Raw genomic sequence first — 26,192 nt, 5'->3', positions numbered from 1 at the left:
ATGAAGCTATCGAAACTGTTGCAAAATGTATCTGTAATAGAATATAAAAATGTGGATATGGACTTGGAAATTTCTTCTCTTGCTTATCATTCGGCAAAGGTAGAACAAAATGGATTGTTTGTATGTATTAAGGGATATAAGGCAGATGGACATAAATATTTGGCATCTGCGGTTGAACACAATGCGATTGTTGCCGTTGTCGAGACTTTTCAAGACATAGACATTCCTCAGGTCAAAGTGGAGGATAGTAGAATTGCACTTGCAACCATGAGTTCAAACTATTATGATAATCCTTCTAAAAAGATGACAGTGATAGGAATTACTGCAACAAATGGAAAGACAACAACAGCTTTTATGGTGGATGAGGTTTTGAGAAAAGCGAAAAAAAAGACAGGCATTATCGGAACGGTAATGATTCGTTCTTTGAATGAGGTGATTCCATCCGTTTTAACAACACCGGAATCTTTGGATCTTCAAAAATATATGGCGATGATGGTGGAGCAGGGAGTGACTCATTTAACAATGGAAGTGTCCTCTTCCGCATTGGAATTGCATCGTGTTCATGGTGTAGATTTTGATTTTGTGTGTTTCAACAATATTAGTCGTGACCATATTGATTTACATGGAAGTTTTGAAGATTATTTTCAAATCAAATCTACCTTGATTCGAGGAATGAAACCTTCTGCAAAAGCAGTAATCAATGCCGATGATAGTTTGTTACACGACCTTATTCAAGAAAAGCAGAATCAGGTTATCACATACAGTGTAGAAAGCAATCGCGGTGATTTGTATTGTACACAATTGGACCTGAGTACAGGAATTGCAAATTGGAAGATTGTACCTAACCCTACGAAGAGTACACTGTCGCTTTTGAACAGTGAGGTAAAGATAGCTCTTTCCGTTCCCGGATATCACAGTGTTTATAATGCGATGGCTGCGATGGAACTATGTCTGTTATGTCAGATTGATATTGATACCATTCAGGACGGGTTGCATTCTTTTAAGGGAGTAGAGAGAAGGTTTGAATTAATCTATGACAAGGAGTTTAAGATAATAGATGATCATTTTGCAAACACGGGAAACATCCGTGTGACATTAGAGACATTGAAAAAAATGAAATATGAGCAATTACATTTTATCTATGCCATTCGAGGCTCTCGTGGTGTTGTTGTCAATCGTGAGAATGCAGAAGAAATTTGTAGTGGAATTGAAAATCTGCCGCTAAAGACATTTGTTGCAACAAAGAGTGTACATCATGTAACAGAAAAAGATAAGGTGACACAGGAAGAAATCACTGTTTTTCAAGATATTATGAACTGTTGTGAGAGAACAGTTCCGATTTATGATGACTTAGAGGAAGCGATTGCGTTTGTATTGAAGGAAGTGCAGCCGGGAGATGTTATCTTATTAGCCGGATGTCAAGGAATGGACTCTGGTGGGAAATTACTGTTGGAAAAGCTTGCAGATGGAAAATCGGAGAAGGAAAGAGAAGAGATTATGGATTCGGTAAAGAACAGAATTTGTGGCATATGATTTTCGTCAAAGAATTGAATTGTTGTTATAGGACCTGCTTTTTTGTTTATGCAGAGGTTTGTTCAGGAAACTGCTGTCCTGTTTGTGAGCCGATACGGTTTATAACTTAACAAGTGTAGGCATATTAAAAAAAGCAACCGAAGAAGAGATATAAAAAATGTATGGATAAACTTATAAAAACTGTGCTATCATCATTATAGACATAATTATTTCAATTGCACCTAAGGAAAATAAAATAATCATGCAAAGGAGTGATTGGTAATGAAGTTCGGAAAAAAAACAATCGGTATGGCAGTGGGAATAATGGCAATATGCATGCTGATTCCCTCCTGCGCAGAGGGGCATCATGTTTCGGATTCGGACGGCGAGGTTTTATCGAAAAGAACATCCGTTGATAATGAGATAATACCGGTGCATCATATGGGTCATATGGGTACTGCAGAAGGAAGTTATTCGGGACCAGAGTATCAGTATAACGTTTACTTAAATAAAAACAATGGAAAAACGGTAAATTTTTGGATTAGAAGCAAGGGTTCCGTCAATGTTGTAGTCAGCATTAACGGTGAAAATGAAAGAACCATCAAGTCAGGTAAAAGCGGTCATATCACTGCAGATGTTACCGATACGAATCAAAGTTTCTATTTTAATGCCAAATCAAGTGCCTCCACACCGGGACATATCAGTATTGATTTCCGTATTGCACAGCATTAGAATATGTGCAGAGTAGTATTTTATTAGTGGTGAATTGTACAGAACTTAGTGAAAAGAGCAGGTATTTTGTCTGCTCTTTTTGTGTTGTGGGCAGAGGGATAAAGAAAGTGGTCAGTTCTTTTGTTTATCAAGGGTATCAACTGCATTACTACTGTTTTTTACGATTATTTTTTGTAGCAAATACCTGCTCCAGCTCTTCTTTTGAAATCAGCTTATTGCGGTACATTGCCTGCAAAACATATTTTTGTCGTGTCTTGGCACGACTGTAATGCTTGTTAAGTGAAAGCATGCTTGGAGATTGCGGCAATCCTGCCAACAAGGATGCTTCGTTCAAGTTTAAATCCGAAGGAGATTTACCAAAATAACCGTAAGAAGCTTCCCGGATTCCATAATGTCCTTCTCCGAAATAAATAATATTGATATACAGCTCTAAAATCTCATCTTTTGTCAATTGTCGTTCCAACTCTTTTGCAATAAAAAATTCCGGTATTTTTCGCGTTCCTTTGTCTTTATAAGAGAAAAACATATTTTTGGCAAGTTGTTGTGTGATAGTACTTCCGCCTTCTCGCCATTTGCGACGTTTTATATTGCTGCTCATAGCGCGAACGAGTCCGATGGGGTCAATCGCACCATGTTGATAAAAACGACAATCTTCTACAGCATAAATTGCATTTTTGAAGTAAGGATTCACTTCTTTTAATGGAGTGTAATTCGGTGATTTTCGAATGGATTCTATTTTCTGTTCAATCGAAATATCATGCACGATATGTTGATAGGACAGGTATCCTCGTCCGAATATCATTAAAGTGACGACAAGTAATATGGTTAAGAAAATAAAAAATGCTTTTTTCAATAATTTATGAAGTAATGTCATGATTGTTCCTCCATAACTTCAAAAGATAACTCTATTTTAGAATCAGTTTTTTTCCGATGATTGTTTCGAATTCGTCTAAAATTCTGGAAGCATCTCTCAATTCCATATCCAAATAAATAGAGGCAGATATCTCCATGACGATTTCGGTATCTGTTATGGTAAAATCAATATTTTTTACAACGTTATCCATTCTTTTATCCAGTGACTCTGCAAGTTTTAGGATGACACCTAATTTTCGAATAATATTGATATCATCTTCCGTTAGAATTTCTGAGTATTGTTCAAAAGTGATATAAGAATTGTTTTTTCTATGGAATGAGGCAATATAAGCACTCATTAACAATTCTTTGTGTGTCAGTCCACAGATGGGAGAGTTCAAGATAACCCAGAAAGAATGGTGATGATGGTTGTAGTAATTGATAACGGACCCGCTATCATGCAATAAAGCACTGGTGTTTACAATTTGATGTAAGTCAATGTCTGTTGTTTCAGGCAAGTTCAATACTTCTCTGATATTTGTGAAAATCTCCATCGCAAGCCATCTGATTTGAAAAGCGTGAAGCGAATCGAGTTCCATCAGTTTGATAATGTTTTCGATAGAGTGCATCAAAGGACTGCGGATAATAAGTTTTTTCTCCTTCATCAAATAGTTGTAGAACACGCCTTCTTTTAGTCCGTTGCCGCTAATCGTGATAGAAGAAACAGATAATTTTTGAAGTAGTGTTTTTGTAAAAAAGATAGCGCCGAGCAAAATATTGTAGTCATGTTCAATATCTTCATGCTTTTCCCAATCTTCCAATACTTCCAAATTGAAATTTTCGTAGAGATAATCAATACGGTCGATATCGATAGAGTATCCGTGAACGATGTCCAACGGATATTTTCTAAGATACATATCCAATCTTGCAATATATCGAATATTTCTTCCCATAGCAATAACAGGCAGATTTTCTAATTTCGAAAGCCATGGAACTTGTTGAATTACTCTGTCTGCGATAGCATTGACCTTATTTTCTTTTTCTTCTTTTGAGAGAGAAGTATCCCCAAAAACATGTCCTAATTGGATGGCGCCTTCCGGAAAACTGTAAAAAGATTCCATTGTTCTGTGTTTCATATGAATCAGTTGAAAGCTGCCTGCACTTAAGTCAAAAATCAGTCCGTTAGGGTATTCTACAAAAGCAGAAGTTGATAACATATCATAGTAACATTGCTGTTCTTCACTGATTAATTCAATCGGAATACCGACTTTTTTCTTAATCAAATCCACCACAATGTTAGAGTTGGAAACAGAGCGAAGTGTTTCCGTTCCGATGATAATAGACTTATCTACTTTTTTTGCTTCACAGATACTTTGAAAATTCTTCAGAATCGTAATCAGTGAAGAAATCGCATCACTTAAGATATTTCCGTTTGAGTCAAGCTTTCCGAAAATGTCAATCGGTTCTCTGTATTTTTCGATTAAATTGTAAGCGTTATCCCGATTCAGTTTTATTTGGATCATTCGTACTGAATCTGCACAGATATGAATAATAGCAATAATTTCCATAAAACTCCCCCTTGGTATTTTATTATTTCATGTTTTTTAATAACAATTGTTCACCCAGTTTATAGACATCTCCTGCACCAATCGTAAAGATGATGTCATTCTTCTGTAGGATAGGGTCCAAGTAATTTTGAAGTTCTGTAATGTCATTTAGATGAATAGCATCTTTTCCATGTGCTTTTAGTCGATTGACCAAATCTTGAGAAGAAACCAAACCGGTGTCCGTTTCACGAGATGCATAAATGTCAGTAATAATCACAATGTCAGCATCATAGAATGATGTGGCAAATTCTTCTAACAAGCTTTTGGTTCTTGTGTAAGTATGCGGTTGAAAGATAGCAACCAGACGATTCGGATTCAAAAATTTTGCAGCAGATAGAGTCGCCTTGATTTCAGATGGATGGTGTGCATAGTCATCATAGACAAGAACATCTCCATAGTTGCCTTTGTACTGGAACCTTCTATCTACACCGTGGTATGAAAAGATTCCATGCTGAATTTTTTCCAACGGAATATCATCTTTGTATGCTGTCAAAATCGCTGCGGTAGCATTCATAATATTGTGTTTTCCGGGAACTTTGATAGAAAAAGGGCCCAAAATATCACTGTCTAATTGAATAGAAAAATGCCCGTTTCCATTTTTGTCAAAAGAATTATCCACAATGACAGCATCATTGTTCTTGTCATATCCGAATAGGATACAGTTCGGTAAATCCTTTAGGGCGGTTCTCACATTTTGGTCATCACCGTTTGCAATCGTGTATCCATTGGAAGAAACATTTTGAGAGAATTTTCTAAAAGATTGGATAATAACATCCAAACTGTCAAAGTAATCCAGATGATCTGCTTCGATATTTAAGATAATGCCGAATTTCGGATATAAATCAAGAAAACTGTCAAAGTATTCGCATGCCTCCGTAATAAAATGTTCACTATTACCGATTCTGAAATTTCCGTTAATTTCTTTTAAATTTCCTCCCACTAAAATAGTAGGGTCATAGTCAGAATAGGAATACAGAACGGAGAGCATGGAAGTTGTGGTCGTTTTTCCGTGCGTTCCCGAAATAGCAATAGAGTTTTCATATTTTTTCATGACAAGTCCCAAAAATTCAGATCGGCTGAGCATTTTAAGATTTTGTTTTTTTGCCTCCATCCATTCAGGATTATCGGGATGAATCGCTGCAGTGTATATAACTAGGTCAATATCCGGTTTGATATTTTGGGCAGATTGTCCGATATGGATAGTGGCACCTTTGTTCGCTAACTCTTTTGTAAAAAAATTTTCTTGAGAATCGGAACCGGAAACGATATAATCTAAATTGAGGCAGATATTTGCAAGACCGCTCATACTGATTCCGCCAATGCCTATAAAATGAACTTTCATATATAGTTACAACTCCTTTAGGGAATATATTATATTATTTCTAATTTAATGATATCGTTTTATTATAACATACCTTGTGTTTTTTTTATATTAATATACTTAATTTATACTTAATTTTTGGGAGAATTGTTTGTGTTGGGAATGATAGTTTGACCATAGAATCCAAGGAATCATATTTGTTTGTAAAATTCGCAGATTGAAATGTCAGGAGGAATTTGAGAGATGAAAATGAAAAAAACGGAAAGAATCGGAGCAATCGTAAAAATTTTATTAGATAATCCGAATAAAATTTTTACATTAGGAAATTTTGCTGATGAATTTCATACCGCAAAATCAACATTGAGTGAAGATATTGTAGTGGTAAAAAATGTATTCCAACGTTTGAATTTGGGGAAAATTATTACGATTTCCGGAGCGTCCGGCGGAATGAAATACATTCCTTACATGAATTCTGAAAACATATTGGAAGTTTTGACAGAGCTATGTGAAAAAATATCAGATCCGGAAAGACAATTGGTGGGAGATTTCTTCTATTTGATCGATTTGATTTATAATCCGGTGTATACAAGACAAATAGGAGAAATTTTTGCGTCTATTATTGATTATTCCGAAACAGATTATGTCGTTACGATTGAAACAAAAGGAATCCCGATGGCATTGATGACAGCAAGAGCAATGAATTTACCGCTTGTCATTATCCGAAAAAATATCAAAGTTTCGGAGGGACCGACTGTAGGAATTAACTATCTTTCCGGAACAAGCGGAACCATTCAAAGTATGTCATTATCCAGAAAATCCATCAAACCGAATTCAAAAGTAATTTTGATTGATGATTTTATGAGAAAAGGCGGCACTTTGAAAGGTATGGAAGAATTGATGAAAGAATTTTCTGCAGAAGTCGTTGCCAGAGGTGTTTTTATGGAAGCAAACCCTAACGAAAAGAAAGAAATTGATAACTATATTTCTTTGATTCATATACAAAGTCAAGGGGATGAAAAAATAATTGTACCGAATCGAAAAGCGCTTGACTGTAACACTACATCTAAATCAGTATCTATATAGAGATGCATTTTATGAGAAGCTATGATGGATAGGATTTTCAATCTCTAAATTTGTGTACAAAAGAATAAAAACGAAAGGAGTAGGCGATGGATAAGGAATTATCTTTGAACCAAGATATTGATGAGAAAAGGAACATTGTTGAAGAACAATCTATTGAAGATACTATGAATCTGGTTACAAGAAAGTCCGGAAAAATTCCTGCTAGATTTAAGAGTACCAAGTTTTATCAAAATTTTATGAGAAGTGTTCAAGAAGTGGATGATGTAGTGCTTTTTCTTATTATACTATCAATAATGGTGCTTCTTTTCACTTCTGTAGCCGCTTATTTTAAACATATCGGGAAATATTTTCAAATCAATCCTACTCAGACTCTGACTCCGGCTATGGCAGCTATGATTACAATTAAGCTGAAACATAAAAACTATCCTAAACATATTTTTAATTACTTTCTAGTATGTGGTGGAATTATTATCGTTTCAGTTTTCTTGGGAATTATACCTAGTACCAGTTCGTGGGTATACATTGCTATCTTAGGGTTAGGAATAGTTTTATTAATATCCTTGCTGTCGGAAGATAAAAAAATTGCCCAAAAATGGGGATTTCGGGGAGGAAATTTCAAAAAAACATTAAAGTGGGTGTTTCTTTATACGATTTTAATGTTGATAGTAACTGCTATAACTTTTTTTGTTGCGTACTTGCTTAATGTTTATACTGATATTTTTAAAACTGTCTATTACCAAGGCAATCATATAAGCTTTGATGTTTTATTAACAGAAACAAAAGAAGAAGTTTTGACTTATATAACAGGATTTCTGTATCTATTGATACAGGTGTTTAATCCTATTGGAATTTGTTTGCTGTTTGGGGAAGAGTATGGTTGGAGATTTTTTCTGCAACCAAAATTACAAAAGAAGTTTGGCAAAATACGGGGAGTTGTATTACTTGGAGTAATTTGGGCAATATGGCATTTTAACAATGAGTATTTTATGGCTTTGCCGGAATCTATAAAAGCGTATGGCTATACTTTCAAATCCTACTTCCCATTTATATGTATCGTTAGAATCATAACGGAAATATTTTTTGCAATATGGTTCGCATATTTTTATGAAAAATCAGGCAGCATATGGTGCATGGTATTCATTCATGCTATTCATAGTACGATGTCTGTATGGAGTATATTAGTTGTTGCTTTTAGATATAAAGGGTTAGCTGTTCAAACTATTATATTGTTTATCATATCAATTCCGTTTCTGTGTTCCGATGTATTTAGGGCAGATAAAAGCAGTAAATTAGGAAGATTAAAAGGTTGAATTGCTTGCTTAAATTTTGAAAATAATAATAAAGCATCATGTAGATGTTATTTTTCAACATGGATAATAGCAAGGATATAAGAATTTGGGAAAGATTTTTTTACTTAATACATTTTATTTGGCAAGAACATAGATGAATTGCATAAAACTTCTGATAATATTTTAAAGCATGTTTCTACTGAAGATTATCATAATGACGGAGAAAGCATTGATATGAAAAATGGCAATTTTTCGAAATATATTTTTGATTGATATTGGGATATAATTCCTTAGAAAAACGGCAAACTCATGAGAGAATGCCGTTTTTTTGATAAAATATTTGCAACAATACTAAAATCTGGTTAAATTGTCGGAAAGAAATTCTTCCTAACTTCTTCTCTACATTAAAATAAGGGAGAAGAACAATGGAGTTGCTTATAGATAGTAATATGAAACAATTGAAAGAGGTTATTTAAATAAATAATAGCGGAATAAAAACACAATTAAAATATAAAATAAAACAATTTTTTTATAATATAAAAATTTTTTAGAGGAATTTGAGATGATTGTGTAGAATTAATACAGTATTCAGAAGAGTGTGTTATTTTTGTTTCTGAAAATATGACATTTTAGAAAATAGTGTAATTGGAAAAGGAAGTGTTTTTGTGGAAATTACAGATGTACGAGTGAGAAAATTATCAGAAGAAGGAAGATTGCGTAGTATCGTATCTGTTACATTGGACAACTGTTTTGTCATTCATGATATCAAATTGATTGAAGGAGAAAACGGATTGTTTATTGCGATGCCAAGCAAAAAGATTGCTGATGGATCATTTAGAGACATTGTCCATCCAATTAATGTTCGTATGAGACAAGACTTGCAAGAAGCGGTTTTGGTGGCATATGAGGCTGCAAAAAAATCTGCGGAAGAAACGGAAAATATACAAGTGGACACTTATGAGGAGCAGGAATCTTCCTTGTAAAAAAATATTCTCCGTTTACACAATTAGGAAAAATATGTAAACATATGTGGAAAGGGAGAATTCCCTTTCTATTGTTTTTATAGACTATAGTAGGAAAAGAGGAACGACAGAGATGAAAAAAGAAATTTCAACACCGTTAGCACCGGCTGCAATAGGACCATATTCACAAGGGATTGAAACTGACAGCATGATTTTTACTTCCGGGCAATTGCCTATCAATATGCAGACAGGAGAATTGGAAACCGATCCCAAGAAGGCGACACAAGCCTCTTTGAATCATATCAAATCTATATTGAAACAAGCAGGATATGATATGACAAACATTGTGAAAGTAACAATATTTGTTGCGGATATGAATCATTTTGCTTCTATCAATGAAACTTATGCGGAATTTTTTGGCGGTGTAGCGCCCGCAAGATCTTGTGTTGAAGTAGCAAAACTGCCAAAAGATGCTATTTTGGAAATTGAAGCGATTGCAGTAAAAAACAAATAGAATCGAAAAATGCTTGAATAAAGTAAGAACGGATGAGAGATTTTCTTCTGTTTTTACTTTATTTTATTTGTAATAGAAGTTTTATATAGTATAATGAAGAAAGAACTTTAATCCAATTCGGAGTAAATTTCATTTTAATAAAAATATAGTCATGTAACGGAATTGATATTTGATATAGCTCGATAGACTACAAATGAGGGGAGTTTTCTAAGGTATGAAAGGGAAGTTAATTGTGATTGAGGGTACAGACGGTTCCGGAAAAGAAACACAGTCCAACTTGTTGTATCAATATTTGTCGGACAGAGGAATTCCTTGTCGTATTGTTCATTTTCCAAATTATAATTCCCCATCATCTTCTTTGGTTAAAATGTATTTGGCAGGAGAGTTTGGTACAGAAGCGGACTCGGTGAGTCCTTATATCGCATCTATTTTTTATGCAGGTGACAGATACGCTTCTTGGAAAACGGACTGGATGTCATTTTATGAACAAGGGGGAGTTGTGATTGTAGACAGATATGTGATGTCTAATTTGATTCATCAAGCATCTAAGTTGAAAACAACAGAGGAGAAAAATCAGTTTAGAGATTGGTTGTATGATTTGGAATATCATATTTTTTCCTTGCCGAAACCTGATATGACTATTTTTTTGCATGTGGATATCGATGTGACTTTTGCTTTGATGAAAGAACGTTTGAATAAGATAACGGATGAAGAAAAAAAGGATATTCATGAACAAAATTACGATTATATGAAACGCTCTTATGAAACTGCATGTTATTTTGCACAACAAGAGAATTGGAAAAGAGTGGATTGTGTTTTGAAAGGCGGAATGAAACCGATTGATGTGATACATGGTGAAATCATTGCTTTGTGTGATAAAGGTGGTTTGTTATGATATTGGGATTACCGGATGAAGCGAATCTTTTGAGTCATGCATATATGATTGACGGAGATGTAGATACTGATGTGGAATGTTTGCAGGAATATTTTTTGAGACTATTCGGAATTGAAGACATTTATCAGAGTGTTGATGTTACGGTTTTTGATGGAAGTGAAGTGGGAGTTGATGAGGTAAGGGAGCTGGTAAAAAATACCGTGTTACAGCCTTACGGAAACCAAAAGATATATTTGTTTTTGCATGCAGATAAGCTGTCTGTTTCGGCACAGAATGCATTGCTTAAAACAATAGAGGAGCCTGCAAAGAATACAGTGTTTTTTCTTCTTACGAATAATTCTTACAAGCTGTTGCCCACGATATTGTCCAGAACGGTAACACTCTATCATAACAATACGATACAGGAATCATCAGAAGAAAAAGTTTGGATAGATTGTTTTTTGAGCGGAGTGTTTGAAAGAGATTTGATTGCATTGCAACATGCATTGGATGAGATTTCTTCCGACCGTGAGAAAAGTGTTCGATATTTAGAATGTCTTACAGAGAGAATGGCTACCTTGCTGAAAGGAAGCTATTCAGAGAAGTATAAATATTTTTATCGTGTAGAGTTACTCGCGTTGCTTGCATCTGTTCAAAGAGCAATGAAATTGATAAGGGCGAACACCGGTGTTACTGCAACATTGGATACCATGCTGTTGAATATAATGGAGGGAATAGATTGATAGAAGTAATTGGAATTCGATTCAAAAAAGCCGGAAAAATTTATTATTTTAATCCAAACGGTGTGACGACTGAATTTGGAGATAAAGTCATTGTTGAAACGGTGCGTGGAATTGAAATAGGAATTGTGGAAGTTCCATCAAAAGAACTGAAAGAAGAAAGTTTTGCGATGAAGTTGAAACCGGTTGTACGCAAGGCGACACAAGAGGATTTGGACCGGTATGAGGAAAATAAGAAAAAGGAAAAGGAAGCAGAGGACATCTTTATTAAGAAATCAGCAAAACATAATTTAGAGATGAATCTGGTGGATACAGAGTATACATTTGATAGAAGTAAGTTGATTTTTTATTTTACGGCAGACGGGAGAATTGATTTCAGAGAGCTTGTTAAGGAATTAGCTGCAATCTTTCGCACACGCATCGAACTTCGACAAATCGGAGTAAGAGATGAGGCAAAAACGATGGGGGGTATCGGATGTTGCGGGAGACCGTTGTGTTGTTCCACTTGGTTGGGAGATTTTCAATCAGTTTCTATTAAAATGGCGAAGGATCAAAATCTTTCTTTGAATCCGACTAAAATTTCCGGAATATGTGGAAGACTGTTCTGTTGTTTAAATTATGAACATCAAGTCTATGAAGGTATTTTGAGAGAAATGCCTAATGTGGGCAGTATCGTGCAGACGCCGGACGGAAAAGGGAAAGTGCTTGAAACGAAAACTATTCTGGAAGAAGTCAAAGTACAGGTGGAAAACAAGAAAGCTGATACGATTGAAGTAAAAAAATATCCTCTTTCAGAAATTAAAATTTTGAAAAATTATAAAAGAAAAGAAAAAAAGAATGATTATGATGAACATGAATTGAAGAAGTTGTTGGAAGATTAGCATATGAATGAAAGACAAATACCGTTATTAGAGAACGAAAGAATAGATGACTTGAACCTGAAAGGTCTGAAGATTATTCAACAGACAAATGGATTTTGTTTTGGAATGGATGCTGTCTTACTGTCAAATTTCATAAAAGTAAGACCGAATTTTGTCGGAGCTGATTTGGGAACGGGTACCGGGATTATTCCGATTTTGATTCTTGGGAAAAGCAATCTCAAAAAAATATATGCTTTTGAAATACAGGAAGAAGTTGCGGATATGGCACAGAGGTCGGTGTTGTTGAACGGTTTGGAAGATAGAGCAACCGTTATTTGTTCAGATTTGAAACTGGCAAATCGGCATATTGAAAAATGCAGTTTAGATTTTGTTGTGTCCAATCCTCCTTACATGAAGACTGACGGCTTGCAGAATCTGAATGAAAAGAAAAAAATATCCAGACATGAAGTAAAGTGTAGTTTGGAGGATATTTTTGTTACAGCAGAAAATTTGTTGAAAGTATCCGGTGTATTTTATATGGTACATCGACCAAACCGTTTATGTGATATTTTTGAATTGTGTCGGAAATACCGTTTAGAACCGAAGGAAATGAGGATGGTTTATCCTTATGTGGGCAAAGCACCTAATCTGGTATTGTTGAAGATAGTGAAACACGGGAAACCCGATTTAAAACTGTTGGAACCGTTATATGTGTATGATGAGAATAGATTGTTTACAAAAGAGATTGAGATGATTTATTCCAAGTTAACGATAGAGGAGAATTGATTTGTTATATATATGTCCGACTCCGATTGGGAATATGGAAGATATTACCTTGAGAGTATTGAACACTTTAAAAAAAGTTGATTATATTGCCTGTGAAGATACGAGACACTCTGCCATATTACTAAACTATTATGATATTCACAAACCGTTAATCAGTCTGCACGAACATAATGAAATGGAAAAGCGTGAAGAGATTATTCGATTGCTTGCAGAAGGGAATGAGATTGCGTTGGTGTCTGATGCCGGTATGCCGGGGATTCAAGATCCGGGATATTTATTGATTCAGGCGGCGATTGAAAGAAATATTCCTTATACCGTTTTGCCGGGTGCGAGTGCTGTTATTACGGCAGCGGTAGCATCCAATTTGGTACAAAAAGAGTTTTTGTTTATCGGATTTCTTCCGAGAAAGAAGACACTACAATTGGAGCAATTGGAGAATCTGAAGAGTGTGAGTTGGCCGATTGTATTTTATGAAGCTCCGCATCGAATTGAGGATACTTTGTTTAACATCTATCAGGTTTTTGAGAATCGTCGGATATCAATCTGTAGAGAAATCAGCAAAAAATTTGAAGAATATATTCATACTGACTTTGATTCATTGGATTCTGAGAAGATAGAGAGAAGAGGAGAATTTGTCATAGTTGTAGAAGGGTGTGCAGAGATTCAAAAAGAGTATACCCAAGAAGATATTTTGCAAATGCTGAAGGAAGAGATTGAGAAAGGAAGTTCCAAAAAAGATGCTGTTCGTACTGTGATGATACAAACAAAATTACCTAAAAAAAGTGTGTATCCGCTTTCTTTAGAACTTTAACAAAAAACTATGGTATTTAAAAAAATTAGATGCTGTAGTTTTTTTGTGAGTCAAACTTTGTTGGATTATAAAAATTATTTAGTAAAAATTCAATTAAGAGTAAAGTTATATGTTATAATAAAACTGAGTATACATTTTTATAAGAAGTACGAAAAGGATGAAACAATGAGATTAGATAAATTTTTGAAGGTATCACGAATCATTAAGAGAAGAACGGTCGCGAAGGACGCAACCAACGGGGGAGTTGTGTTGGTCAATGGGAAAGAATCAAAGGCATCCACAAAAGTAAAAGTCGGAGATGTGTTAGATATTACCTTTGGGGAACGCACAATGACGGTTCGAATTTTAGATTTGAAAGATACTACCAAAAAAGAGGAAGCATCACAACTATATGAAGTGATTTCGGAGTAGAACAATGAAAATTTACAGAAAAAATGAAACAAAGACAGCAGAAAAAACAGACTCTTTTTTGAACAGAGATGTTAAGGGAGAGGGAGTAAAAAAGGAGAAGGTCGCTTCGAATATATTTTTTATCTCAGTGTGTGCTGTTTTGATTATGATTGTGATAGGAACAGGAATTAAGTTTTTGAATCAAGGTTTAACCATGATGCGCTTGGAACGCCAAAAGGTCGAATTGGAGGAAAAGATAGCAGAAGAGAAAAAGTCGATTGAAGGCTTGAAAAAAGATCTGTTAGACTCGAAAACACCTGAATTTATTGAAAAACAAGCAAGAGAACAGTTGAAAATGGTGAAACCGAATGAGAGAGTGTATATCGATTTAGAAAGGAAACAGTAGATGAAAAAATTAGCTTCTATTGATATCGGCACGAATTCTATGAGGTTGTTGATTGCAGAGCATGGAGAACAATTGGAAAATCGAAAAAAATATATAGATATTACAAGAATGGGTCACGGTGTGGATTCTCACGGTTTTATCAATGAGGAAACCATGGAAAGAAACTTGGAAGCATTGCATCAATTTATAGATTTGGCGAGAAGAGAAAAAGTGGATGACATCTATGTGATGGGAACATCTGCATTGAGAGATTCCAAAAACAGAAACGAGTTTGTGAAAAAAGCAAAGGAACTCACTGGTGTTCAAGTAGAAGTGATTGGAGGAAAACAGGAAGCGTTGCTGGGTTTTTGCGGAGCAATTGCAGGACTGAAAACATCGGGTTATGTGTTGATTATTGATATTGGCGGCGGTTCGACAGAATTTATGTTGGGCTCGAGAGAAGAAGGTATCTTATTTTCTGAAAGCTTGAATATCGGTGCACTTCGTATGACTGAAAAATTTGTGAAAAATGACAAGGTTTCCATGGAAGAGAGAAATCAAATTGCCGAATTTGTCAATAGAGATATGGATTCTATTATTGAGTTTTTGGAAGCATACCCTATCACACAGTTGATTGGGATTGGCGGAACGATTACCACATATTCTGCAATTGTTCAGAATATGAAGACATATGATATGAACAAAATTCACAACAGTACCATTAAGAGAGAACAGGTGAGTTATCTGGTTGACTTTATGGCAGAGCAGACTTTGGAGGAACGCAAAACGGTAAGCGGTTTGCAACCGAAAAGAGCTGATATTATTGTAGCCGGCGGTGTGATATTAGAAACAATCTTGAAAAAGTTACATCGAGATTCTATAACGGTTAGTGAATACGATAATTTGGAAGGGTTGATTTATCATAACATGAAATCCGGAAACTAACTCAAGAGTAGTGTGTTTTGGATAGATGATAACGATATGGCGATGAGATAGAAAAGGTAGGGAGTTTCTTGGGTACAACATTAGGAATGCAAATAACTATTTTAGTAGCACTTCTGTTTTTTTCGGCATTTTTTTCTATGTCGGAAACGGCGTTGATGTCTATGAGCAAGATTCGATTGCGACATTTGGTGGAAAATCATGTAAAACATGCAAAGTTAACACAGGACTTGTTAGACCATCCGAATCAACTGTTAGGCACAATATTGGTGGGAAACAACTTGGTAAATATTGCGGCATCAGCGATTGCAACATCTATAGCAATTTACTTTTGGAACAACAAAGGGGTTGGAATTGCAACTTTTTTGATGACGTTGTTAATACTGATTTTCGGAGAAATTACTCCTAAAAATATAGCGATTGATTATACGGAAGAAATTGTACTTTTTATTGCACCGATTATGAGTGTGTTTGTAAAAATATTTTCTCCTGTAGTATGGATTTTGACCAATTTTACAAACGGACTTCTTCATTTGTTCGGGTTGAACAAGCAGGAAAAGAAGCCCCTTATTACTGAAGAAGAATTGAAGACAATTGTAGAGGTATCCAGCCAGGAGGGAGTGTTGGAATCAGACGAAAAAGAAATTATTGATAATATTTTTGAATATAGTGATATGCGTGTGAAAGATATTATGATTCAGAGAATGGATATTGTTGCGGTGGATGTTTCAGCAACTTATGAAGAAGTGGTCGAAGCTTTTGGAGAAAAGCAGTTCTCAAGAATTCCGGTCTATGAAGATACGATTGACAATATTGTGGGAGTTCTGTATGCAAAGGATTTGTTTTTTATTCCGGTGGAAAAGATAAAACAATTTGATATCAAAAAGTATATGAGAGAGCCGTTTTATACCTATGAATTCATCAAGATATCCGACTTTTTCCGTAGAATGCAGGGTGATCGTATCCATATTGCAATTGTGTTGGATGAATATGGTGGAGTTGCGGGAATCATTACCATGGAAGATATCATTGAAAGTATTTTGGGAGATATCAATGATGAGTATGATCCGCAAGATGAAGAAGATATTGTTTGTATCAAAGAAGGAGAATATTTGGTAAACGGTTCTGTTCGTTTGGAAGATTTGAATGAAGAAATCGGAACTCATTTTGAATCAGAGGATTTTGAGTCGATAGGAGGATTTATTTTAGGAATTTTAGGTAGAATTCCGAGAACGGGGGAAATTATAAATTATGAATCCATTCGATTTGTGATTGAAAAAGTAGACAAGAGCAGGATTATGAAGATTAGATTGTTTTATTAATAGTATTTTGTGGGAAACAGAGGAGGAACTGTTATGATTACAAGAACAATTATGACGCCGGAACATCAGTTGATTAAATTATCTCCAAAGCAGACTTTGGAAGAAGGATTAAAAATTATTTCAGACAATTCATTTTTGTCTTTACCTGTTGTGGAAGACAAAAAGTTTTTAGGTGTATTGCATGCAAAAAATATTTTAGAGGATTTGTTTTTGAAGAGAGCAAATGAAGAAGAAGTTAGTGCAATGCTCAAAGATCCTTTGGAAAAACATATGAGCGTGAACAAGGCGATTGCTTTGGATACAGATTATATTGAGACAGTGGCTGAAAAATTTTCGGTTAACAACATCAGTTTTGTTCCGATTGTAAACAAAAAGGATGAATTCTTGGGAATTGTTACACAAAAAGCAATTTTTGGACTTGTAGTTCGAGTTTATGGTCTTAAAGATGCCAAAGTAGTGATTCATGCAGATGATTTTGTCGGAGTATTGAGCAACATCACTCGTATCATTGAAAAACATGGTGCAAATATTACCAATATCATTCAATACAACACGGATGTTATGGGAATTACTGAGATTTCTATCCGTCTGAAAGGGGAACAACTACCGTTGTTGGTAGAGAAACTGAAAGAACGCGGAATCAAGGTTCATGAGTTTACTCCACAAGTGCAATAGGTCAAAATTATAATGACTTTTTGCTGAAAAAATGATAGGATAAGAGTGTTGATGATTATAAAAAATATAGAAGGGAAAAGACTATGAGTTTACAAAGTATCATTCTGGCAGCAGGAAAAGGTACCAGAATGAAATCGAAGCATCCTAAGGTAATGCATTCTATATTCGATGTTCCGATGATTGATTATGTTTTGAAAAATTGTTGCGCTTTATCAGAAAAGAAACCGATTGTAGTGGTAGGACATGCAGGAGATACCGTAAAAGAGTATCTTTCTGATAGTGCTGATTGCGTTTTTCAGAGAGAACAATTGGGAACAGGACATGCAGTTATGATGGGGATTGACTTGATTGAAGAGGATGACGATGTTCTGATTATATGTGGAGATACTCCGTTGATTACAGATGTCACATTGCAAAAAATGATAGAGTTAAAGAAACACAGTGATGCTGTGGTGATGTCGGCAGTTGTAAAAAATCCATTGAATTATGGCAGAATCATACGAAATGGGGAGCATTTTTCAAAGATTGTAGAAGAGAAAGATGCAACGGATGAACAGAGACAAATTTGTGAAATAAATGCCGGAACATATATTATTTCCGGAAAAGTATTAAAAGAACAACTCGGCACTTTAAAGACAGAAAACAGTCAGGGAGAATATTATTTAACCGATGTTTTTGAAAATGTTGCAAAAGAGGGCATTGTGTCTTTGTGTATTGCAGATGAAGATGAAATTATCGGAATCAACAACCGACAACAATTGGCACAGGCTACACAGATTTTAAAAAGAAGAATTAACCATAGTTTGATGGACAACGGAGTGACTATTTTGGATGAAGATACTACATATATTGACCCTTCCGTTGTGATTGGTCAAGATACCATTATTTATCCAAATACCAGAATTTCAGGAAATACAGTGATAGGAGAAGATTGCATCATCCGTGAAAATACGACAATAGAAAATTCTACTATTATGAATGGTGTAGAAATCAAAAGTTCAACCCTGTTAGAAGCTGTTGTGGAAGAATACAGTACGATAGGACCTTATGCATATCTTAGACCTAAGGCACATGTTGGAAAACATGTTAAAATAGGTGATTTTGTAGAGGTGAAAAATTCAAAAATCGGAGATTATTCCAAAGCATCGCATCTTGCCTATATCGGAGATGCGGATGTTGGAAAAAATGTTAACATTGGATGTGGAGTTGTTTTTGTCAATTATGACGGGAAAAACAAACACAGAACTACAGTTGGAGATAATTCCTTTATCGGTTCCAATTCTAACTTAGTGGCACCGGTTGAAATTGGAGATATGTCGTTTGTTGCGGCAGGTTCTACCATTACAATTGATGTTCCGGATGATGCACTTTGTATTGCGAGAAATAAAGAGCGTATCAAAGAAAATTGGACAAGTAGAAAAGGTTTGATTAAAAAGAAATAATTTGTTTTTTGGGAGGAGCGTTCTAATGAATATTAGAGGAAATGAAATCAAAATTTTTAGTGGAAATTCGAACATTACGTTGGCTCAAAAAATTGCTGACGGATTAGGAGTTCCTTTGGGAGAGGCACAGGTTAAAAAGTTTAGTGACGGTGAAATATCCATCAATATCAATGAGAGTGTTCGTGGTGCGGACACTTATATTGTGCAATCTACCTGTGATCCTGTAAACGACAATCTTATGGAGCTATTGATTATGATTGATGCTCTGAAGAGAGCCTCTGCAGGAAGAATCACTGCGGTAATTCCATATTACGGATACGCAAGACAGGACAGAAAAGCAAAATCAAGAGATCCGATTACAGCAAAATTGGTTGCGGATTTAATTGAGGCTGCAGGTGCTGACAGAGTATTGACAATGGATTTGCATGCAAACCAAATTCAAGGATACTTTGATATACCGGTAGACCATTTGTTGGGCGGACCGATTTTGGTAGACTATTTTGCAAAAAAACAAATTGAGGATCTTGTAGTGGTATCTCCTGACCATGGAAGTGTAAAGAGAGTAAGAGCGGTAGCGGAAAAATTGGATATTCCGATGGCGATTGTGGATAAAAGAAGACCAAAAGCAAATATCTCTGAAGTAATGAATATTATCGGAGATGTCAAAGATAAAAATATTTTATTGATTGACGATATGATTGATACTGCAGGTACATTGGTAAATGCAGCAGAAGCGATTCGTAAAATGGGAGGAAAAGAAATCTATGCTTCTTGTACTCACCCCGTGTTTTCCGGTCCCGCAATTCAAAGACTGAAGGATTCCTGTATCAAAGAGATTGTTATTTTGGATACCATTGCTTTGCCGAAAGAAAAAGAAATGGATAAGATTCGTGTGATTTCATCAGCGCCTTTGTTTGCAAAAGCAATTTACAAGACATTCAATAATGAATCGTTAAGTATTTTGTTTGAATCTACAGAAGGATAAGAGTAGCTTGTGAAGTGAATAGTATCGACTGTTTTTTGTATATAGTTCCGATATCGTCTTGAAAAATTTGATTTTGTTGCGTAACAGATTTGTTGTCTGTTACGCATTTTTTATACTCTTCGTCAGTTTAGTATATGAAATCATTTATGATATTAGTTATGAACTTTTATTGAGGAAGTTTGCATTTCTTCTCCTAATATATTGTGAAACCAATAGGATTCTATGCCATTCCAAAGACATGATAGCCATACAGAGGTTTTAAATCATTAAAGATATTTTTATGATAAATTCTACGATAAAAGGGATGTTATTCTGTTGTATGAGTTTTCAACTGTTCTACAACTGATTCTTCCGGAGTAACATAGATTGTAGAGTTGTTGACATAGATTACCATACCCGGTTTTGCTCCACTTGGTTTTTTTACATTTTTTCGTTCTGTGTAGTCAACAGGAACATTGGAAGAAAATTTTCCTTTGCTATAGTAGGCAGCAAGAACAGCAGCTTCATATAAGGTTTTTTCAGAAATATCTTGCTGTTTTGCACGAATAATGACATGAGATCCCGGAATATCTTTTGTATGAAGCCAAGTGTCATTAGGTGAAGATAGTTTCAGAGTAAGACGATCGTTTTGTGTATTGTTTTTTCCGACTAATATTGTAGTACCGTCACTGGATGTAAATTCCATCGGAGATGAAATGGTCTCTTTTTTTGATTTATGGTTGCCCATTCGTCGGATATAGCCTTGTTTTGCTAACTCATCTTGTATTTCTGATATTTCGTCATAGGTTTCAATTTGTGAAATGGACAAAAGAACATTTTCCAAGTAAGAAATTTCTTTTTGTGCAATTGCAAGTTGTTCTGTTAACTCTTCGATACGATTTTTGGATTTTTGGTATCGTTTGAAATATCGTTGAATATTTTCAGAAGGACTTTTTTGTACATCCAACGGAATGGTGATTTTTTCATTGCTGCTATAAAAATTTTCTAATGTAATTTCACTCATCCCTGTCTTAATTTGATAAATATAAGAAGTGAGGAGTTCTCCGTAAAGCTTGTCCTTATCGAGCAACATAGAAGATGAAATTTCGTTGTTTTGTTTTTCTGTTTTATGTTGCAAAGTATCTAAACGAGTCTGTATTTTTTTTCTAAGAGCAGAAGTTCTTTGTTGGATTCTTTCCGCTCTATCTTTCAGGAAATAGAATTCTTCACATGCAGTATGGATGGATTGATACTCGACAAGTTCCATTGTTTCATAATGAGTCAGCAATACAGCAGAAAAATCAAGGATTGTATGAGGATTCCTCTGAATGACAATGCATGGACTGTATTCATGCTGTTCTATTCTTGACATCATTCTGGAAAAAGTTCCCCACAATTTTTCTGTTTTTACCTCAGAAAGAGAGCTTGCAACCTCTGTGGATTCGACATTGGCACGATAACAAATTTCTTTTGAAATTGTCGGGCTCATTCCCTCGTAACTCATATAAAACAGCTTGTAGATTTCTGAATGAAAATTGGAGCATAAGCGACGAAATTCATCTTCATCAAGTCGATGAATGGGGCTTATTTTTTTATGACCGGGAGGATATTGATAGGTGAGTCCCGGTAAAACTTCTCTGACAGAGCTGATATTTAGACTTACTCTTTTGATAGAATCAATAATTTTTCTGTCTTCAGTGTGAACTAAGATAATATTGCTGTGTTTTCCCATCAGTTCAATAATGAGAGTTTTGTTTTTCAGCACCCGAAGTTCATCATACGCGTCAATTGAGATTTCTACAATTCGTTCTGTAGAGCGTTGCTCGACACTTTTGATTGTTCCGTTTCCGATATGTTTTCTTAACAACATCAAAAACATGGGCGCAGTTAGAGGATTCTCTTTTTTTGCATCATTCACAAAATGAATTCTCGGTGTGCTTGAATTGGCACTGATTAACAATTTATGGTTTTGTTTTTCGTTTCGAATGGTAAGCCAGATTTCATCCTTTTCAGGTTGTGTAATTTTATCTATTTTTCCGTTGACTAATTTGGATTTCATCTCGTGTACCAGAGAACGTAAAGTGATTCCGTCTAATGCCATGTTTATTCCTCGTTTCTATATCATGTTGATTTTACCCACATATTATATCATATCGCAGGGAATTGTGAGTCTTTTATTGAGATATTCCATGAGTTAGAATAAGATTCAGACAAAAATACCGATAATCAAAAAGTTGAAATGCATCATTTTGATTATCGGTAAAAAAGATGAAAGATTATTTATCAAATAGAAGTTTAGTGATGACAACTTCCGTGGCCGCATTCATGGTTTCTGTGATGATCTGTACAACTATGATGTCCGTGTTCGTGTTCATCATGATGATTGCAATTAGCTGAAGAGTTTGCGACTAATTTTCCGTCTAAAAAAGCTTGAACGGTTTTTTCTACATCTCCGGAAACTCCGGCATAAAGTTTAATTTTTGCTTCTTCCAAAGCGTTTACTGCACCACTGCCGATTCCACCGCAAATCAAAATATCTGTTTCGTTATTTTTTAGGAAGGTAGCAAGAGCACCATGGCCCGATCCTTGTGTATCAAAAATTTTTGAATCTTTGATAGTGTTGTTTTCGATATCATACATCATAAATTGAGCTGTGTGTCCGAAATGTTGGAACACTTGTCCGTTTTCATAAGTAATAGCAATTCTCATAGTATTGTTTCCTTTCTGTTGTAACATTTGAGAAGTAGAGAGAGTATCACAGTCTATCTCATAATTTCCACCACAAATTTTTAATTGTTTGCCATTGATAATGGAATCTGCTATTTTTTTTCTCGCTCTGTTATAAATAGCAGTTACTGTTGTTCTGGCAACATTCAGCCTGGAAGCACATTCCAACTGACTAAGACCTTCATAATCAATCCAACGAATCGTTTCGAGTTCATCGAGTGTTAATTCAACAACAGAGTCTCCGTCATGTCCTTCGGGAATAAAATTCCAGTAATCAGGATATTGGCAAATTTTTCTACAGCGAATTGGTCTGGAAATAGAAACCACCTCCTGCGTTTTTGACATATGTCAATTATAAATTATATTATTTTTTCTTTTTTGTCAATATCTCACGTTACAAAAAAGAAAATTATCAAAAAATCAGTTTTGTAAGCAGAATAAAAATAGTTGAAATGTGATATAATGACATCATTTAAGGAATGTAAGTAAAGTATAGAGTAAGTTTCAGCAGATACAAAAATTCTGAATGATGAAAAATCAGAATCAAAACTGTAATTTAGTCACTCTGACACTGAGACAAATTATTTTCAGAAAGAGAGGGAATCGTGATGAAAGTCAAAAAATTAGGAATTGTCAGTTTATCAAAAGGGATACTCGGAGAGGATTTTATCCGTCATGAGTTGGAGATTGGTTTGAAGCGTTTGCAAGACTATGGAGTAGAAATTGTTTTGATGCCTCACGCACTCAAGGGATTGGATTATTTACAAAACCATCCTGAATCACGAGCAAAAGATTTGATTGATGCGTTTGAAGATGATTCGATTGATATGATTTTATGTGCAATAGGAGGAGATGATACTTATCGTCTGTTACCTTATCTTTTTGAGGATCATCAGCTTGAAAGAGTAGTAAATCAAAAGATATTTTTAGGATTTTCAGATACAACCGTCAATCATTTTATGCTTCATAAACTGGGTATAATCACTTTTTACGGGCAATCATTTCTATCCGATGTATGTGAAATCTCTTCTGAAATGTTACCCTATACAAAAAAATATTTTGAAGAGTTGATTACAACAGGAACTGTCAAAAGAATTACTCCAAGCGAAGTATGGTATGAAGAGAGAGAAGATTTTAGTGAAAAAGGAGTTGGCGTTTCTATGCCTTCTTTTGCAAACCAAGGGTTTGAACTGATTCGAGGAAACAAAACGTTTGAAGGACAAATTTTAGGCGGTTGTTTAGAATCTATTTTCTATAATTTTTTTGACAATTCAAGATATGATGATACGGTAGAGCTATGCCGAAAATATGAAATCTTCCCTTCTTTGGAAGAGTGGAAAGATAAGATTCTTTTGTTAGAAACGAGTGAAGAAAGACCAGAACCGGCTCTTTTTAGAGAGATGATTTGTGCATTAGAGAGATATGGAATTTTTGATGTTGTATCCGGAGTTTTGGTGGGTAAACCGCAAAATGAAATGTATTACGAAGATTACAAAAAAATAATGTTGGAAGAAATTTCTAATCAGAAACTTTCTCTTTTATGTAATATCAATATCGGGCATTCCACACCTCGATGTATTATTCCGTTTGGGATTCATGCTAAAGTTGATTCAGAGCGACAAACAATCTTGTTTGAATAGATTGGTCTGTATTTCCAATCAGTTTGAAGTAGTATTGATTGGAAACACTGGAAAAGTTTTAGTTTGACAAAGATGTCAGTCGTTATAGAGTAGTTGATGATATGAACTGTTCCGGAATGGTTGTGGTGTGATGAAATTAAATTTGGAAACATTGATTCGGAAGATGAAAGATGGAGTAATATTGTGAAAAAATTTTAGCAATTTTGTATCAACAAATATGATTCTGATTTTTGAATAACACTCCTATTTGTGATATAATATTATTTTAATAAATAGAGAGGGGATTTTCATGTCTAAGAGAGGATTAATTGAGACAGTTTCAGAAGATGCAGTAAAAAAACAGCAACAGTATGCTGATATGATAAAGGTACAAAATACAGAAAAGTATCATGATAAAAAACCTAAGTATATGATTACAACTTGGGGTTGCCAAATGAATGAACACGATAGTGAAAATTTATCGGGTATGTTTGAATATATGGGTTATGAGCTGACAGACAGAGAAGAAGATGCAGATGTGATATTATATAATACTTGTGCAATTCGTGAAAATGCTGAGCTTAAAGTATACGGAAATTTAAGTTTGTTAAAACATATCAAAGAAAATCGTGACGATATGATTATCGGCGTATGTGGTTGTATGATGCAACAACCTCATGTTGTGGAAGAACTCAAGAAAAAATACAGTCATGTGGATATTGTGTTCGGTACACATAATATTTATCAATTTCCGGAAATGTTATATCAACAGTTGACGAGTAACGCCGGACAGTTGATTGATGTTTGGGATATCGACGGTCAGATTATCGAAGGATTACCTACTACAAGAAAATTTGATGTAAAATCTTTTGTCAATATTATGTACGGATGCAATAATTTCTGCACTTACTGTATTGTTCCTTATACCAGAGGAAGAGAACGCAGTAGAGAGCCGAAGGATATTTTGGATGAAATTAGATTTTTAGCAAACGAGGGAATTAAAGAGATTACATTATTAGGACAAAATGTAAACTCCTACGGAAAGACTTTGGAGCAAAATTATACTTTTGCAGACTTGTTGCGAGATGTGAATGATATTGATGGAATTGAACGAATTCGTTTTATGAGTTCACACCCGAAAGACTTGTCGGATGAGTTGATTGATGCCATGGCAGAATTGCCGAAAGTTTGTGAAAGCTTGCATTTGCCGATTCAATCCGGCAGTACGAGACTGTTGAAAAAGATGAATCGACACTATAGTAAAGAAGATTACTATCTTTTGGTGGATAAATTGAGAGCGAAGATTCCGAATATCGGGTTTACTACCGATATTATGGTCGGTTTTCCGGGTGAGACGGAAGAGGATTTCTTAGAAACGATGGAAGTGGTAGAAAGAGTACAGTATGATTCGGCGTTTACATTTTTGTATTCCGTTCGTAAAGGAACACCCGCTGAAAAAATGGAAGACCAAGTTCCTGAAGAGGTAAAAAAAGAACGATTCCAAAGATTGTTGGAGCCTGTTAATCGGATTGCTGCTGAAAAAAATCATGCTTATGCAGGAAAGGTTGTAGAAGTATTGGTAGAATCCGTAAGCAAGCGAGATGAAACAAAATTGACGGGAAGAACAAGAGAAAACAAGTTGGTAAATTTTGACCGTCCGGAGGGAGATTGGATTGGCAAAATTGTGCATGTGAAGATTACGAATCCCAAATCATTTTCATTGAACGGAGAGATGGTTTCGGATGAGGAAGTATTGGGATAGATTGCATGGTATCAACCGGGA

25 protein-coding genes are annotated in these 26,192 nt (G+C 35.1%); 20 read left to right on the top strand and 5 right to left on the bottom strand.

The genetic code is table 11. The features are described from left to right. Window positions 1–1,533: a Mur ligase family protein gene (locus HMPREF0389_RS05300; RefSeq protein ID WP_014262637.1), complete on the top strand. Its 1,533-nt coding sequence runs from the start codon at window positions 1–3 to the stop codon at window positions 1,531–1,533. A gap of 261 nt (window positions 1,534–1,794) precedes the next feature. Further along, a complete protein-coding gene (locus HMPREF0389_RS08745) occupies window positions 1,795–2,244 on the top strand; it encodes a hypothetical protein (protein ID WP_014262636.1) in 450 nt (149 codons plus the stop codon). Between the two features lie 148 nt (window positions 2,245–2,392). Here the strand turns inward: HMPREF0389_RS08745 and HMPREF0389_RS05290 are convergent, their stop codons facing one another. From HMPREF0389_RS05290 to murC, 3 genes are read right to left on the bottom strand one after another with little or no spacing between them, the layout of a single operon-like run. Further along, on the bottom strand, window positions 2,393–3,118 hold the full coding sequence (locus HMPREF0389_RS05290; RefSeq protein ID WP_014262635.1) for a transglycosylase domain-containing protein: 726 nt from the start codon (window positions 3,116–3,118) through the stop codon (window positions 2,393–2,395). Between the two features lie 31 nt (window positions 3,119–3,149). Further along, window positions 3,150–4,664 carry a Ppx/GppA phosphatase family protein gene (locus HMPREF0389_RS05285; RefSeq protein WP_014262634.1) on the bottom strand — a complete coding sequence of 505 codons (1,515 nt, stop codon included), beginning with the start codon at window positions 4,662–4,664 and terminating at the stop codon, window positions 3,150–3,152. Between the two features lie 22 nt (window positions 4,665–4,686). Next, window positions 4,687–6,045, bottom strand: coding sequence for a UDP-N-acetylmuramate--L-alanine ligase (murC, locus tag HMPREF0389_RS05280; RefSeq protein WP_014262633.1), 1,359 nt, complete (start codon window positions 6,043–6,045; stop codon window positions 4,687–4,689). Between the two features lie 222 nt (window positions 6,046–6,267). Here murC and purR point away from each other — a divergent pair, with 222 nt between their 5' ends. The 16 genes from purR to HMPREF0389_RS05200 all read left to right on the top strand — a co-directional run bounded on the left by purR (window position 6,268) and on the right by HMPREF0389_RS05200 (window position 20,084). After that, on the top strand, window positions 6,268–7,107 hold the full coding sequence (gene purR, locus HMPREF0389_RS05275) for a pur operon repressor (protein ID WP_014262632.1): 840 nt from the start codon (window positions 6,268–6,270) through the stop codon (window positions 7,105–7,107). An 86-nt stretch (window positions 7,108–7,193) separates the two neighbouring features. Then, window positions 7,194–8,417 (top strand): CPBP family intramembrane glutamic endopeptidase, encoded by a 1,224-nt coding sequence (locus HMPREF0389_RS05270; RefSeq protein WP_014262631.1) that lies wholly within the window; start codon window positions 7,194–7,196, stop codon window positions 8,415–8,417. Between the two features lie 644 nt (window positions 8,418–9,061). Beyond that, a complete protein-coding gene (gene spoVG, locus HMPREF0389_RS05265) occupies window positions 9,062–9,379 on the top strand; it encodes a septation regulator SpoVG (RefSeq protein ID WP_041250818.1) in 318 nt (105 codons plus the stop codon). 112 nt (window positions 9,380–9,491) lie between these two features. Further along, a complete protein-coding gene (locus HMPREF0389_RS05260) occupies window positions 9,492–9,872 on the top strand; it encodes a RidA family protein (protein ID WP_014262629.1) in 381 nt (126 codons plus the stop codon). Window positions 9,873–10,086: 214 nt separating this feature from the next. Continuing rightward, window positions 10,087–10,767: a dTMP kinase gene (locus HMPREF0389_RS05255; protein WP_014262628.1), complete on the top strand. Its 681-nt coding sequence runs from the start codon at window positions 10,087–10,089 to the stop codon at window positions 10,765–10,767. Continuing rightward, a complete protein-coding gene (locus HMPREF0389_RS08740; RefSeq protein ID WP_014262627.1) occupies window positions 10,764–11,489 on the top strand; it encodes a DNA polymerase III in 726 nt (241 codons plus the stop codon). The genes HMPREF0389_RS05255 and HMPREF0389_RS08740 overlap by 4 nt, the downstream gene beginning before the upstream one ends. Continuing rightward, on the top strand, window positions 11,486–12,367 hold the full coding sequence (locus HMPREF0389_RS05245; protein ID WP_014262626.1) for a PSP1 domain-containing protein: 882 nt from the start codon (window positions 11,486–11,488) through the stop codon (window positions 12,365–12,367). The genes HMPREF0389_RS08740 and HMPREF0389_RS05245 overlap by 4 nt, the downstream gene beginning before the upstream one ends. Before the next feature lie 3 nt (window positions 12,368–12,370). Continuing rightward, a complete protein-coding gene (locus tag HMPREF0389_RS05240; protein WP_014262625.1) occupies window positions 12,371–13,132 on the top strand; it encodes a tRNA1(Val) (adenine(37)-N6)-methyltransferase in 762 nt (253 codons plus the stop codon). A 1-nt stretch (window position 13,133) separates the two neighbouring features. Continuing rightward, window positions 13,134–13,943 (top strand): 16S rRNA (cytidine(1402)-2'-O)-methyltransferase, encoded by an 810-nt coding sequence (gene rsmI / locus HMPREF0389_RS05235; protein ID WP_014262624.1) that lies wholly within the window; start codon window positions 13,134–13,136, stop codon window positions 13,941–13,943. Window positions 13,944–14,108: 165 nt separating this feature from the next. Continuing rightward, a complete protein-coding gene (locus tag HMPREF0389_RS05230; RefSeq protein WP_014262623.1) occupies window positions 14,109–14,354 on the top strand; it encodes an RNA-binding S4 domain-containing protein in 246 nt (81 codons plus the stop codon). Window positions 14,355–14,358: 4 nt separating this feature from the next. After that, window positions 14,359–14,739, top strand: coding sequence for an FtsB family cell division protein (locus HMPREF0389_RS05225; RefSeq protein WP_014262622.1), 381 nt, complete (start codon window positions 14,359–14,361; stop codon window positions 14,737–14,739). Further along, window positions 14,740–15,663 carry a Ppx/GppA phosphatase family protein gene (locus HMPREF0389_RS05220; protein ID WP_014262621.1) on the top strand — a complete coding sequence of 308 codons (924 nt, stop codon included), beginning with the start codon at window positions 14,740–14,742 and terminating at the stop codon, window positions 15,661–15,663. It begins immediately after the preceding gene. 86 nt (window positions 15,664–15,749) lie between these two features. Further along, window positions 15,750–16,982, top strand: coding sequence for a hemolysin family protein (locus HMPREF0389_RS05215; RefSeq protein WP_014262620.1), 1,233 nt, complete (start codon window positions 15,750–15,752; stop codon window positions 16,980–16,982). Between the two features lie 33 nt (window positions 16,983–17,015). Then, window positions 17,016–17,657, top strand: coding sequence for a CBS domain-containing protein (locus HMPREF0389_RS05210; RefSeq protein WP_014262619.1), 642 nt, complete (start codon window positions 17,016–17,018; stop codon window positions 17,655–17,657). Window positions 17,658–17,740: 83 nt separating this feature from the next. Beyond that, window positions 17,741–19,099 (top strand): bifunctional UDP-N-acetylglucosamine diphosphorylase/glucosamine-1-phosphate N-acetyltransferase GlmU, encoded by a 1,359-nt coding sequence (gene glmU, locus HMPREF0389_RS05205; protein WP_014262618.1) that lies wholly within the window; start codon window positions 17,741–17,743, stop codon window positions 19,097–19,099. Between the two features lie 25 nt (window positions 19,100–19,124). Further along, a complete protein-coding gene (locus HMPREF0389_RS05200) occupies window positions 19,125–20,084 on the top strand; it encodes a ribose-phosphate diphosphokinase (RefSeq protein WP_014262617.1) in 960 nt (319 codons plus the stop codon). Between the two features lie 307 nt (window positions 20,085–20,391). Here HMPREF0389_RS05200 and HMPREF0389_RS05195 read toward each other — a convergent pair whose 3' ends face one another. Continuing rightward, the gene (locus tag HMPREF0389_RS05195) at window positions 20,392–22,164 is read right to left on the bottom strand and encodes an Rqc2 family fibronectin-binding protein (protein ID WP_014262616.1); all 1,773 of its coding nucleotides are present in this window, start codon (window positions 22,162–22,164) and stop codon (window positions 20,392–20,394) included. A gap of 194 nt (window positions 22,165–22,358) precedes the next feature. Beyond that, complete coding sequence (locus tag HMPREF0389_RS05190; protein ID WP_014262615.1) at window positions 22,359–23,135, bottom strand: DUF134 domain-containing protein; 777 nt, start codon at window positions 23,133–23,135, stop codon at window positions 22,359–22,361. A 263-nt stretch (window positions 23,136–23,398) separates the two neighbouring features. On the opposite strand from HMPREF0389_RS05190, the gene HMPREF0389_RS05185 reads away from it, so the two are divergent. Next, a complete protein-coding gene (locus tag HMPREF0389_RS05185; protein WP_014262614.1) occupies window positions 23,399–24,430 on the top strand; it encodes a S66 family peptidase in 1,032 nt (343 codons plus the stop codon). Between the two features lie 289 nt (window positions 24,431–24,719). Then, the gene (gene miaB / locus HMPREF0389_RS05180; RefSeq protein ID WP_014262613.1) at window positions 24,720–26,171 is read left to right on the top strand and encodes a tRNA (N6-isopentenyl adenosine(37)-C2)-methylthiotransferase MiaB; all 1,452 of its coding nucleotides are present in this window, start codon (window positions 24,720–24,722) and stop codon (window positions 26,169–26,171) included. The last annotated feature ends 21 nt before the right edge of the window (window positions 26,172–26,192 follow it).

It is taken from the genome of Filifactor alocis ATCC 35896 (genome assembly GCF_000163895.2).
GTDB lineage: Bacteria > Bacillota > Clostridia > Peptostreptococcales > Filifactoraceae > Filifactor > Filifactor alocis.
Note: the sequence above shows the minus strand (reverse complement) of the source record. Positions and strands in the feature narration are given on the sequence as shown.